General features: G+C 63.2%; 11 protein-coding genes and 1 riboswitch. Of the genes, 7 read left to right on the forward strand and 4 right to left on the reverse strand.

The window, feature by feature from the left end; translation table 11 throughout:
- Positions 1–26: 26 nt before the first annotated feature.
- Positions 27–1,109, reverse strand: coding sequence for a 5-(carboxyamino)imidazole ribonucleotide synthase (locus tag ASD50_RS06895; protein WP_056237945.1), 1,083 nt, complete (start codon positions 1,107–1,109; stop codon positions 27–29).
- Positions 1,109–1,606: a 5-(carboxyamino)imidazole ribonucleotide mutase gene (gene purE, locus ASD50_RS06900; protein ID WP_056237948.1), complete on the reverse strand. Its 498-nt coding sequence runs from the start codon at positions 1,604–1,606 to the stop codon at positions 1,109–1,111. Before purE ends, ASD50_RS06895 begins: the two co-directional genes overlap by 1 nt.
- Positions 1,607–1,775: 169 nt before the next feature.
- Positions 1,776–1,972, forward strand: a riboswitch (cobalamin riboswitch).
- Between the two features lie 171 nt (positions 1,973–2,143).
- On the opposite strand from purE, the gene ASD50_RS06905 reads away from it, so the two are divergent.
- The 4 genes from ASD50_RS06905 (at position 2,144) to ASD50_RS06920 (ending at position 6,723) form a co-directional block, all read left to right on the forward strand.
- Positions 2,144–4,039, forward strand: coding sequence for a TonB-dependent receptor plug domain-containing protein (locus tag ASD50_RS06905; RefSeq protein WP_056237953.1), 1,896 nt, complete (start codon positions 2,144–2,146; stop codon positions 4,037–4,039).
- Positions 4,040–4,133: 94 nt separating this feature from the next.
- A complete protein-coding gene (locus ASD50_RS06910) occupies positions 4,134–4,937 on the forward strand; it encodes an ABC transporter substrate-binding protein (RefSeq protein ID WP_413813880.1) in 804 nt (267 codons plus the stop codon).
- Positions 4,934–5,935 carry a FecCD family ABC transporter permease gene (locus ASD50_RS06915; protein WP_056237956.1) on the forward strand — a complete coding sequence of 334 codons (1,002 nt, stop codon included), beginning with the start codon at positions 4,934–4,936 and terminating at the stop codon, positions 5,933–5,935. Before ASD50_RS06910 ends, ASD50_RS06915 begins: the two co-directional genes overlap by 4 nt.
- Positions 5,932–6,723: an ABC transporter ATP-binding protein gene (locus tag ASD50_RS06920; protein WP_056237960.1), complete on the forward strand. Its 792-nt coding sequence runs from the start codon at positions 5,932–5,934 to the stop codon at positions 6,721–6,723. Before ASD50_RS06915 ends, ASD50_RS06920 begins: the two co-directional genes overlap by 4 nt.
- Before the next feature lie 53 nt (positions 6,724–6,776).
- Here the strand turns inward: ASD50_RS06920 and ASD50_RS06925 are convergent, their stop codons facing one another.
- Both ASD50_RS06925 and ASD50_RS06930 read right to left on the reverse strand, forming a co-directional pair.
- Positions 6,777–7,910 (reverse strand): patatin-like phospholipase family protein, encoded by a 1,134-nt coding sequence (locus tag ASD50_RS06925; RefSeq protein WP_056237962.1) that lies wholly within the window; start codon positions 7,908–7,910, stop codon positions 6,777–6,779.
- 22 nt (positions 7,911–7,932) lie between these two features.
- Positions 7,933–8,715: a 3-hydroxybutyrate dehydrogenase gene (locus ASD50_RS06930; protein ID WP_082549526.1), complete on the reverse strand. Its 783-nt coding sequence runs from the start codon at positions 8,713–8,715 to the stop codon at positions 7,933–7,935.
- Positions 8,716–8,948: 233 nt separating this feature from the next.
- Here ASD50_RS06930 and ASD50_RS06935 point away from each other — a divergent pair, with 233 nt between their 5' ends.
- From ASD50_RS06935 to ASD50_RS06945, 3 genes are all read left to right on the forward strand, one after another.
- On the forward strand, positions 8,949–9,953 hold the full coding sequence (locus ASD50_RS06935) for an iron ABC transporter substrate-binding protein (RefSeq protein ID WP_056237969.1): 1,005 nt from the start codon (positions 8,949–8,951) through the stop codon (positions 9,951–9,953).
- A gap of 145 nt (positions 9,954–10,098) precedes the next feature.
- Positions 10,099–11,682: an ABC transporter permease gene (locus ASD50_RS06940; protein WP_056238727.1), complete on the forward strand. Its 1,584-nt coding sequence runs from the start codon at positions 10,099–10,101 to the stop codon at positions 11,680–11,682.
- Entirely contained in the window at positions 11,679–12,767 is a 1,089-nt protein-coding gene (locus tag ASD50_RS06945) for an ABC transporter ATP-binding protein (protein ID WP_056237971.1), read from the forward strand. The genes ASD50_RS06940 and ASD50_RS06945 overlap by 4 nt, the downstream gene beginning before the upstream one ends.
- Positions 12,768–12,833: the final 66 nt, after the last annotated feature.

The following is a 12,833-nucleotide window of genomic DNA, read 5'->3' on the forward strand; positions in this document are numbered from 1 at the left end:
TGTCCAAACCGCAGGTCGCTTAACAGTCAGCCTGCGGACGGAAGCGGGCCAAGGCGGGTGAAATGCCCCATCTTACGCCCTGGCCGGGGTTCGGCCTTGCCATAGAGATGAACCAGCACGTCGGCTTCGGTTAGCAGGACGGGAACCCGGGCAAGGTCGTCGCCGATCAGGTTTTCCATGACGCAATCGCTATGGCGACGGGGATCGCCCAAGGGCAAGCCGGCAACCGCGCGAATGTGCTGCTCGAATTGCGAGACGATGCATGCGGCTTCCGTCCAATGGCCGGAATTGTGGACGCGTGGCGCGATCTCGTTGGCCAGCAGGGCGCCGTCGCCCAAAACGAAGAACTCGACGCCGATGACGCCGACATAATCCAGGGCACCCAAAATTTTTGCCGTGGCATCGCGGGCGGCGTCGGCGGTAGCAGCGGACACGGCCGCCGGTACGGTCGACGAGCGCAGGATGCCGTCGCGGTGGATGTTCTCGGCCGGCACATAGGTCGCGATGTTGCCGTCGGGGGCTCGCGCACCAATCACCGAGATTTCGCGCTCGAAGCCGACCAGCGCTTCCAGGATCAGCGGAACGTTGCCCATCGTTTCGCAAACGCCAGCGAAGCCGCCGCTTTCCATGTTGCGGAACACGCGCTGGCCCTTGCCGTCATAGCCCATGCGGCGGGTCTTCAGGACACCGCTGCCGTTGAAGGTATTGAGCGCGTTGGCGAGATCGCCGTCGTTGTCGACGGGCTGGAATCTCGCCGTGGCTATGCCGATGCCGTTGAGGAACTGTTTTTCGGCGATGCGGTCCTGCGCCACTTCAAGGGCGCGCGCCGGCGGGTAGACCGGCACGGTTGCTGCCAGAATGCTGGCTGCGGCGACGGGGACGTTCTCGAATTCATAGGTGACGACGGCGGAAGCCGCAGCAAGTTCGGCAAGCGCTGCCGGATCGTCATAGGCGGCGGTGATCTGGCGATTGGCGACCTGCGCAGCCGGGCAATCCGCCTGCGGCTCGAGCACCACGGTGCGGTAGCCGAGACGTGCTGCGGCCATCGCCAGCATGCGGCCAAGCTGGCCGCCGCCGATGATGCCGATGGTCGATCCGGCTGCGAACATCAGCGCTGATCCTCCGGTTCCGCGGCAACCTTGGCTGTCTGGACCTCGCGCCAGGCGTCGAGCCGACCGGCCAGCGCCGCATCGTTGAGTGCGAGGACGGCGGCGGCCAAAAGGGCTGCATTGACGGCGCCGGCCTTGCCGATGGCGAGCGTTCCGACCGGAATGCCGGCTGGCATCTGAACGATGGAGAGCAGCGAATCCTGTCCGGACAGCGCCTTCGATTCGACGGGAACGCCGAAAACCGGCAGCGGCGTCATGGCGGCAGTCATGCCGGGAAGATGAGCTGCGCCGCCGGCGCCTGCGATGATCACCTTATAGCCCGCCGCGCGCGCGCCCTTGGCGAAATCGTACAGGCGATCAGGCGTGCGGTGCGCGGAGACGATCAGCCGCTTGTGGGAAATGCCGAGCCCGCCAAGCGTCTCGGCGGCATGCCGCATGGTTTCCCAGTCCGACTGGCTGCCCATGATGATGGCGACATCGGCGCGTTGGTCGCTCAAGGCCTTGCTCCCGTCAACAAAGCGGCGACGTAGCGGAATTCGCTTGCTGCCGCAAGAACGCTCTGTCCGGTAGCGGGAGGATTGCGATTGCCGGCTGCAAGCGGCGCTTTGACGCAACCTCGCTATTGGGCAGCGCTGGTGGAATTGACAGCGCGCCTTGGCAGCAGATAGCGTTGTTGCCGGAACTGGTTCCGAAGACGGATCAAAAGGGAACACGGTTGGCCGAACGATCGGCCCAAGCCGGACTGCCCCCGCAACTGTAACCGTAGAGCCTTCTTCCACGATGCCACTGGCGGTAATGCCGGGAAGGCGGAAGGAAGCGACGACACGGAAGTCAGGAGACCTGCCTGTTCCCGTCACCCATGCATGACCACGGGGTGTGGTCAGGCGCGGCCGTCCGTTGCGGTGACACAAGTGTGTGTTGCCGCGCGCCGGAACGGCCGCAGGGGGATTGTTTGCATTCCAGCCTGCCCCGACCAGCCCGCGGTTCGAAATGAACCTTGGGCGAAGCTTCGCCCCGAGACTTTGGGGACTGGAATGAAGAAGACACTATTTGCCGCAAGCGCATGCGCGCTTGCCTTGACCGGGGGCGCTTTTGCCCAGCAAGCCGAGAGCGAGGCTGCCACCAAGCTCGACCGCATCGTGATCACCACGCCGTTGCGGCGGGCATCGTCGCTCGAACGCTCGACTTCGTCGGTCGCGGTCATCGAGACGAAGGACATCGAGAAATCGCCGGCGGTAGACCTGCCGGCGCTGTTGAAGACTTATGCCGGCGTGACGGTGACATCAAATGGCGGCCTCGGAGCCGATTCCAGCGTGTCGTTGCGCGGCACCAGCGCCAACCAGACGCTTGTTCTGGTCAACGGCGTGAGGGCATCTTCGGCCACTTCCGGCACCTTCAACCTGTCCAGCATTCCGCTGTCGTCGATCGAGCGCATCGAAATCGCGAAAGGCGGCCACTCCGCACAGTACGGCGCCGATGCGATCGGCGGCATCATCAACATCATCACCAGACAAGGCGGCGGTTGCGAAAATGGCAGCAGCACCTGCGGCAGCCTGACGGCCGGCATCATGCATCCCTGGGGAGGCACGCTTTCCGGCGATATCCGGGGAGAGACCGGGAACGGCGGCAGCTATGCCTTCGGCGCCAGCCTGCTCGGCACGCGCGGCTATGATTTTACGCTGCCGACGACCTATGGCCACGAACCGGATGATGACGGGTTTGTCCGGGGAACGGCCAATTTCTCGCTATCCAAGGATCTGGGCTGGGGAACGATCTATACGGACGGCATTTTTGCGCGCGGCAGGAACCAGTACGACCGAGCTGCCGCCAACGAGGCCGACACGACGAATTTCTCCGGTCGTCTCGGTGCCCGTCTCAAGCATTCCGACACGTGGGAATCCACGGTGGAGTTGACTGCGGCGCTGGACAGTTCCTCCAATTTCAGGGGAGCGACCGATGGCGATGATTTCGACACAAGCCGCTATGGCATGTTGGCCTCGACCCAAAAAACGTTCGAGACAGACACCGCGAGCCACATTTTCCAGCTTGGGGCGGAAGCCTATCGCGATTCTGTAGATGGAAGTTCGGTCTCCGGTGTCGACTACTCGAAGAAGCAGCGCGATCTGCAGGCGGTGTTTGGCCAGTATTCCCTCGAATATGACCGGCTGACCTTGGATAGCGGCGTCCGCTACGACCATGACGGACAATTCGGCAGCCAGACGACTTACAATCTCGGCGCAAGCTACGAGTTGCTGGACGGCCTTGTGGCGCGGGCTTCCTACGCCACCGGGTTCCGTGCTCCGACCTTCAACGATCTTTACTATCCCGACCCCTGGACGCCCGGTAATCCGAACTTGCGCCCGGAGCGCTCGCGCTCATACGAGGTCGGCGTCAACTGGCAGGCAGGCGAGGATACAAGCCTCGACGCGGCCCTCTACCAGATAAAGGTCGAAGACCAGATCAACTGGGCCGAGACTTTTCCGGGAAGTTTCATCTGGCAACCCTCCAACGTCGAGAACGTAACCATCACCGGCTTCGAAGCGACGCTGCAACACCGCTTCAGCGACGAATGGTCCGGCAAGGCGTCGGTCGATATCCGCGAGCCGCTCAACGAGAGCCCCGGAACGCATGGCAAGTATGTTGCTTATGGCGAACGCTTCCGGGGAACGGCGGGGCTGACCTATACGCCGAACGAGAAACTGAGCCTGACCGGCGCACTGCTCTACGTAACGTCACGCTTTGCCAATGGCGGCAACACGGTCAAGCTGCCGGCCTATGTGACCGCGGATTTCAGCGCGCAATATGCCTTTGACGAACAGTCCCAACTCAAATTCTCGGCCCAGAACATCTTCGACGAGAAGTATGAGACAAAGGCCGGGTTCCGTTCTCCGGGTCGAACGCTTAGCCTGACTTTTACAAGGTCATTCTAGGAGAGCTGTCGGGCAGGCGATGGAGGCAAGTTTGAACTGCTCAAGGGCTGGATTCATCGGCTGCTCTATCGGAGCTGCCCTCGTCGCGGCGCTGATGGCGCCGCCCGCGCTTGCCGCCGAACCGGCTCCCCGGCGCGTGGTGTCGATGAATGTTTGCACCGACCAGCTTGCCATGCTCATTGCCGGCAAGGGGCAGCTACATTCCGTTTCAGCGCTGGCGCGCGACGCCAATTCCTCGGCGATGGCGAAGGAGGCGCAAGGCTTCGCCATCAACCACGCGCTGGCTGAGGAAATCTTCCTGATGGAGCCTGATCTCGTGCTGGCCGGCACGTTTTCGTCGAGGGCAACGGTCAACCTGTTGCGGGAACTCGGCGTGAAGGTCGAGGAGTTCGCGCCGTCGCGGTCGTTCGAGGATATTCGCGACAGTATCCTGCGTGTCGGCGAACTCTTGCAGCGGCAGGAGCGCGCCGGCGAACTTGCCGGCGAACTGGATGCGGGCCTTGCGGCACTCAAGGCGCAGAAGCCGTCGGGGCGGTCGATCGCGCTTTACGATGCCAATAGCTATACGACCGGCGGGGGTACGTTGGCCAACGAGATCTTCAAGGCCGCCGGTCTCGTCAACATCGCCGAGAAGCTTGGCATTGTCGGCAGCACCAGACTGCCGCTGGAACTTCTGGTCACCGAGCAGCCGGACATGATCGCGACCAGCTTCCGTTCCTATGGCGGAGCGCCGGCGTTGGCGCAGGAGAATTTCGTGCACCCAGCGTTCAAGACGCTTGAGGCGCAGAAGCAGGGTGTCGGCGTGCCGGTGCCGAACATGATCTGCGGGGCACCGTTTACGCTTGAAGCGGCATTCGTGCTGCAACGGGCGGCTTTGCAAGGGCAAGTGCGGCCGTGACGGGAAACTCGTCCTATCGATTGCTGATCGTCTTGCTGGTAGCTGCCACGCTGGTTCTGTTCGTACTGTCGCTGACGGTCGGACCGGCGGGGATAGCGTTCGGCGACAGCATCGCCGCGCTTTTTTCGAGCAAGGCGGATGCCGTTGCCCTGATCATGCGCGAGATCAGGCTGCCGCGCGCGTTGCTCGGCCTGATGATCGGCGCGACGCTCGGGCTTTCAGGCGCGGTGCTGCAAGGCTATTTGCGCAATCCTTTGGCGGAGCCCGGACTGCTCGGCATCAGTTCGATGGCGTCGCTGGGGGCAGTGCTTGCCATCTATACCGGGCTGTCCGCCGCCTTTGCCTTGGCCCTGCCGCTGGCGGCGCTGGCGGGCGCTGTGCTGGCAGTCGTCGTCGTGCAGGCGATGGCAGGGACGCGCGGCAATTCGCTGCTCATCATCCTTGCCGGCATCGCGGTGACCAGTTTTGCCGGCGCAATGACCTCGCTGGCGTTGAACCTTTCGCCCAATCCGTTTGCCACGCTGGAGATCATGTTCTGGATGCTGGGCTCGCTGACGGACCGTTCGATGACCCATGTCAGGCTGGCGGGACCCTTCATGATCCTGGGCTGGGCGATGCTGGGCTCGCTCGGGCGCTCGCTCGATGCGCTGACGCTCGGTTCGGAAACGGCGGCCAGCATGGGCGTCGAATTGCGGCGTGTGCAGTTCCTCGCCGTGTTCGGCACTGCCGCTTGCGTCGGCGCGGCGACCGCGGTGTCGGGGGCGATCGGTTTCGTCGGACTGGTCGTGCCGCATATACTACGGCCGCTGGTCGGCTCGAAGCCGTCGCGCCTGCTTTTGGCCAGTGCGCTTGGCGGCGCCTGCGTGGTGCTTGCCGCCGACATACTGGTACGCCTTATCGCGCCTGAACGCGACCTGAAGCTCGGCGTCCTGACGGCAATCGTCGGAGCGCCCTTCTTCCTTTGGCTGGTATTCCGTGCGCGCCGGAGGCTGACATGACGCTTTTGTCGGTAGCGGGTCTCGCCGTCAGCCTTGGTGGCAAGCAGGTCTTGCGCGAGGTGACCTTTTCCGTCGGTAGCGGGGAATTCGTCGGCCTGATCGGCCCGAACGGCGCCGGCAAGTCGACCCTGTTGCGCTCGGTTCTCGGTCTGCTGCCAACTGACGGTGCGCTCCAGCTCAATGGGCAGGCCATAGCGGCGATGAGCGCGAAGCAGCGCGCCGCCAAGGCCGCCTATCTGGCGCAGGAACGCGAAATCGCCTGGGCGGTGCCGGTCGAAACCGTCGTGGCGCTGGGCCGTTCGCCGAATCGGCCCGGCTTTGCGGCGCTCGGCGATACCGACCGGAGCATAATCGACGAGGCGATGCGGCGCATGGATGTGGAGGCGTTCCGCAATCGCATCGCGACGGAGCTTTCCGGCGGTGAGAAGGCGCGGGTGCTGGCCGCTCGGGCGCTGGCGCAGGATACGCCGCTGCTTTTGGCGGACGAGCCGACCGCCGGGCTCGATCCATCGCACCAGATCGCGCTGATGCGGCTGTTCGGCGATCTGGCGCGCGACGGCAAGAGCGTGGTTGCCTCGCTGCACGACCTTGGCCTCGCGGCGCGCTGGTGCTCGCGCCTTATTCTGCTCGACCGTGGCCGGATTGTTGCGGACGGCTCGCCCGAAAATGTGCTGACACGCGAGACGTTGCGCGCGGTCTATGGCGTCGAGGCGTTTTTCGGAGAGGCGGACGGCGCGCGCATCGTGCATCCGCTCGATCTTGCCGGCCCGCCTCGTGCTGCAACGTAAGCTCTGGCCGCATTCCCGCGTGCAAAGCCGCTGCACACTTTGCTGGAAATGCCCTAGTTTCGGTGGGATGCGACGGCCGGCGGCGTCTTGCGCGTGGCCAGAAATTCGCGGACGCGCTTGCCAAGCGCCGGTCCGTGTGCCGGTTTGAGGCCGTCATCCAACTGGCCTGACAGGTCGAGCGTCGCGCGCTCTCCTATTGCGTCGAAATTGTTTTCCAGCCAGTCGCCGGCGGCGCTGCGGCCAAGGTCGCGCAGATATTCGAGGAAGGCCCATTCGGCGTTGATCTTGGACGAGGCCGAGAGGTCCTTGAAGGCTTCATCGGCGTCGATGCGGTGCATGCGGATGTCGCGGTATTCGCCATGCGGAAGCCGCCCGGCGGCGATCAGTTCCTTGACGAAGGCAATGGCACGGAACTCGCGCAGCAGGCCGGCATTGAAGGTGATCTCGTCGATGCGGTTCTGGATCTCGTTGGCGCTGGTGGGCGTACCCTCGCGCACCACCGGATTGATCTGCACCAAAAGGACGTCTTCCGTCTGAGCGGCCTTGAAGAAGGGAAACAGGGCGGGATTACCGCCGTAACCACCGTCCCAATAGGGGATGCCTTCAATCTCCACGGCACGGAACAGTTGCGGCAGGCAGGCCGAGGCCATCACGGAATCAAGCGTGATTTCCCCGGCGGAGAAGACACGCAACTGGCCGGTCTCGACATTGGTGGCCGAGATGAACAATTGCAGGGCCTTGCAGTTGCGGACATTGCCGAAATCGATCTCCTGCTCGACGGCATCGCGAAGGGGATTGAGGTCAAGCGGATTGGCGACATAGGGCGAGAAAACCCGTGACATGGTGTCGAACCAGACGAAACCCGGCGTGTTTTCGACCGACCAATTGCCCCAGAGCATGTCCCAGGGCGTGCGCTGGACCGGGCTGAAGCGGCCCTTGCGCGCCACTGCGCGCCAGAAGTCGGACAGCTTCTGCCTTGCGCCGTCCACGCCGCCGCGCACGAAGCCGTCGGCAAGCGCAACCGCATTCATGGCACCGGCGCTGGTGCCTGATACAGCAACGATGTCCAGCCGGCCATCCTCGAGAATGCGGTCAAGTACGCCCCACGAAAAAGCGCCGTGCGAGCCGCCGCCTTGCAGCGCGATATTGATCTTCTTGCGCTGGCTGGCCTTGCTGTCGATCGTCATGGCGATGTCTCTTGCGCCTGGCCTATTCGGCGGTCCAACCGCCGTCGACGGAAATGTGGGTTCCGTTGATTTGCGCGGCAGCGGGCGAGCACAGGTAGACGGCGGCAGCGGCGATCTGTTCGACGGTGACGAATTCCTTGGTCGGCTGCTTGTCCAGCATGACCTCGCGAATGACCGTTTCCCGGTCCATCTTGTGCGTTTTCATCTGGTCTGGGATCTGCGCTTCGACCAGCGGCGTCAGAACATAACCCGGACAGATCGCGTTGCAGGTGATCCTGTCGCGCGCCACTTCCAGCGCCACCGTCTTGGTGAGGCCCATGATGCCGTGCTTGGCGGCGATATAGGCAGACTTGAATGGCGAGGCGACAAGGCCATGCGCAGAGGCGATGTTGACGATGCGTCCGCCGCCATTCGCCTTCATCAGCGGAATTGCTGCCGCGATTGTGTGGAAGGCCGAGGACAGGTTGATGGCGATGATGGCGTCCCACTTGCCGACGGGAAAATCTTCGACCGGGGCGACGTGCTGGATGCCGGCATTGTTGACGACGATATCCACCGAACCGAAGCGCTCCGCCGCTTTTGCGACCAGAGCGCGGCACTCATCCGGCTTCGACATGTCGGCCTTGATGTAGGCCGCACCGGCCTTGTGCTTTTTTGCAATCTGCTCGGCGATCGCGTGGTCTTCTGGCGTATCGGAAAAGGAATTGACGACGATATTGCAGCCGTCTGCGGCCATGGCTTCGGCGATGGCCAGCCCGATGCCCGAGGTGGATCCGGTGACGATGGCGGTTTTCCTGACGGCCATGAGGGTAGTCCTTTCGGTATTATGCTGCATTGCAATATATGCAATGTGCACTGCAAAACCAGTGGTATGTCCGTTCCGATGGGGCAAGTTTTGCGGCAGGCCTCGTTCCGTCCGTTCACAAGGCTGTGACATTCTGGTCCGCCGTCCGAACATGGCTAATAAATGTTGACTGGCAAAATCATGTATGACTAGTCCATCCGGTACCTGAAAAAGCCTAGCTTTAGGAGTCGCTCATGAAGTCCGTCCTTTCCACCCTTGCCGGCGTTCTAGCCCTGGCGGCGTTTGCCGTGGCCCCGGCAATGGCGCAGGAAAAAGAGATCATCGTCTACAACGCACAGCACAAGAGCCTTGCCGAGGAATGGGTGAAAGCTTTCACCGAGGAAACCGGGATCAAGGTGACGCTACGCAATGGCGGCGACAGCGAATTCTCGAACCAGATCGTGGCAGAAGGCGCGGCTTCTCCGGCAGATGTGTTCCTGACGGAAAATTCTCCGGCCATGACGCTGGTCGAGCAGGCTGGGCTGTTTGCGCCAGTGAACCCTGACACGCTGGCGCTGGTGCCGAAGGAATACCAGCCGTCCAGCGGCAAATGGCTCGGTATCGCCGCGCGCAGCACCGTGTTCGCCTATGACAAGACCAAGCTCAATGCGGATCAACTGCCGAAGTCGCTGCTTGACCTGGCCGATGCAAGCTGGAAGGGCCGTTGGGGCGCATCGCCTGCCGGCGCTGATTTCCAGGCCATCGTCAGCGCTTTGCTGCAGTTGAAGGGCGAGGAGGCCACCGCCGCCTGGCTGAAGGCGATGAAGGAGAACTTCAAGCCTTTCAAGGGCAACGGCACCGTGATGAAGGCGGTCAATGCCGGCGAGATCGAAGGCGGCGTGATCTACCACTATTACTGGTTCGGCGATCAGGCCAAGACCGGCGAAAACAGCAAGAACGTGGAATTGCATTATTTCAGGAACGAGGATCCGGGTGCATTCGTTTCGGTTTCCGGCGGTGGCGTGCTGGCCTCGAGCAAGCATCCCGAGGAAGCGCAGGCTTTCCTGAAGTGGATCGCAGGCAAGGGCGGCCAGGCGGTTTTGCGTGACGGCACCTCGTTCGAATACGCGGTGGGCAATGGGGAAGCTGCGAATTCGAAGCTGGTTCCGCTGGCCGATCTGCAGGCCCCGAAAATCGACCCAGCAACCTTGAACTCGAAGAAGGTAACCGACCTGATGACGGCGGCTGGCTTGCTTTAGCCGTTAATCCTCCTAAAAAGACTCAAGTTCCGCTCCTGCGGGGTCCCCCGCAGGAGCTTTGTATTTCAGGCACGGCATTTGCCATGACAGAAAGCTCGACCTTGCGTTTGTCGGCCCGGCACAAGAACAGACGGCCTGGCGCTTGATGCAGTCGTCGCCGGATTTCGCTCGTCCAGTCGCACTGGCCTCGCCTGCCGGCCACAGGATGCGGCTGGTCCGGCTCCCGTGGATTGCGCTTGCCGCGATCCTGGTTTCGCTGTTTGCGCTTATCCCGCTAGGTTTCATCATAGCCGTGGCCGTCCAGATCGGCTGGACGACGGTGGTCGAACTGGTGTTTCGACCACGTGTCGGTGACCTGCTGGTCAACACTTTTTTTCTGGTGGCGTTGACGGTTCCGCTGTCGATCGCCCTTTCCGTGGCGCTTGCCTGGCTGACCGAACGCAGCGATTTGCCTGGAGCGCGTTTATGGGCATGGTTGGCGGTTGCGCCGCTGGCGGTTCCGGCTTTCGTCCACAGCTATGCCTGGGTGACCATGGTTCCCGGCGTGCATGGGCTGGGGGCCGGCGTTTTCATCTCCGTCATCGCCTATTTCCCGTTCCTTTACCTACCGGTCTCGGCGGCGCTGCGGCGCCTCGATCCCTCGCTTGAGGATTCCGCCGCCTCGCTTGGCCTGGGGCCGTGGCGGGTGTTTTTTCGCGTCGTGCTGCCGCAACTGCGGCTCGCCATCTGCGGCGGATCACTGCTGGTCGGCCTGCATCTGCTGGCCGAGTACGGGCTTTATGTCTTCATTCGCTTCGACACGTTCACGACGGCGATCGTCGATCAGTTCCAGTCGACCTTCAACGGGCCGGCCGCCAATATGCTGGCGGGCGTGCTGATTGCCTGCTGCCTTGCCCTGCTGGCGCTGGAAATACTGGTGCGCGGAGAGGAGCGCTATGCGCGCGTCGGTTCCGGCGCAGCGCGGCAGGCGCCACGCGCGCGGCTTGGCAGGGCCACGCTGCCCTGTCTGTTGCTGCCGCTTCTGGTTGCCGTGCTGGCGATCGGGGTGCCGTTCGTCACCATCGGGCGCTGGCTTGTGGCCGGAGGCTGGGAGGTCTGGCGGCTGGACGAGATTTCGGCCGCACTTGGCCAGACGATTTTTCTTGCAGTCGCAGGCGCCTTGCTTGCGACCGTCGCGGCGATCCCGATGGCATGGCTTTCCATTCGCAAGCCGGGCCGCCTGCAGCGCGTTCTGGAAGCCACGAATTACACGGTGGGCTCCCTGCCTGGTGTGGTCATCGCGCTTGCGCTTGTGACGCTTACCGTGCGCTTCATGCTTCCCCTCTACCAGACGCTCGTCACTATCCTGATCGCCTACGCGCTGATGTTTTTGCCACGCGCCATCATCAGCCTGCGCGCCTCGATTGCCCAGGCGCCGGTTGAACTGGAGCGGGCGGCAAGCAATCTTGGCCGCAGCCCCGCCAACGCCTTGTGGTCGACCACCATTCGCCTATCTGCGCCGGGAGCGGCTGCCGGCATGGCGCTGGTGTCGCTCGGCATCCTGAACGAACTGACCGCCACGCAGATGCTTGCGCCGAACGGCACGATGACGCTGGCGCTTGCCTTCTGGTCCTATAGCGGCGAAATCGACTATGCCGCAGCCGCGCCCTATGCGCTGATCATGGTGGCGGCGTCCCTGCCGTTGACTTGGTTGCTCTACGTGCAGTCGAAGAGGATGGCCGGGCAATGAGCTTTCTCGAACTTCAGGGCTTGCGCAAGAGCTACGGTCCGGTCAGGGCGCTGGACGGCATCGATCTTGCCGTGCCAGCCGGCTCGCGCACTGCCATCGTTGGCCCTTCGGGATGCGGCAAGACAACATTGCTGCGGCTGATCGCCGGCTTCGAGCCGCCCGACGAAGGTCACATAAAGCTCGACGGACAGGTGCTTGCCAATGGCGGCGAAGCGGTGCCGGCACACAAGCGCGGTATCGGGCTGGTTGCGCAGGACGGTGCGCTGTTTCCCCATCTCAGCATCGCCGAGAACATCGGTTTCGGCATGGGCCGCAACGAGGACAAGCGCACCGAGCGGATAGCGGAACTTGCCTATATCGTTGGCCTCGACAAGGCGATCCTGCGGCGGCGTCCGCATGAATTGTCGGGCGGCCAGCAGCAGAGGGTGGCGCTGGCAAGGGCGATGGCCAAGCAACCCCGGCTGATGCTGCTGGACGAGCCGTTTTCGGCGCTCGACACCGGGCTTCGCGCCTCGATGCGCAAGGCGGTTGCCGAACTGCTGGAAGCGGCGGGTATCGCCACGATCCTGGTAACGCACGACCAGGCGGAGGCGCTCTCGTTCGCCAGCCAGGTCGCGGTGATGCGGGATGGCAGGTTTTCGCAGGTTGGAACGCCGCGCGATCTCTACCTGCGCCCGAAAGACCGGATGGTCGCGGAGTTCCTCGGCGATGCCATCATCCTGCCAGCCAGGACCGCCGGAGGTTTCGCGCAATGCTCGCTTGGCACCATCGCGATCGACAGCAAGGAGCGCCGGGACGTGGCCCGCATCATGCTGCGGCCCGAGCAGATCCAGCTTCAGCGGTCGTCGCGCCAGGAATTGGCCGGAAGCATTACCTCCGGCGTTCTCTTCGGCGAGGTGACGGAAGCGGAGTTTGCCGGTTCGACCTGTTCGGTCGCGGTGCGGCTTTTGAACAGTCCCGATCCGCCGGACGCTGCCGCCATCGGCAACTCGCCGTTGATCGTGCGGCAACCGGGCATGGGTGCGCCTGTGGTCGGCGACGTCATGCGGGTGACCGTTACCGGCGCGGCCCATCTCCTGGCCTGACTCTGGCTGAAGTCACCGGACGAAACAAAAACAACGCGGGACAGGCCCGCGCCGTTTTCAGCAAGT

Origin of the sequence: Mesorhizobium sp. Root552 (assembly GCF_001427285.1) — a bacterium.
In the GTDB taxonomy this organism is placed as follows: domain Bacteria; phylum Pseudomonadota; class Alphaproteobacteria; order Rhizobiales; family Rhizobiaceae; genus Mesorhizobium.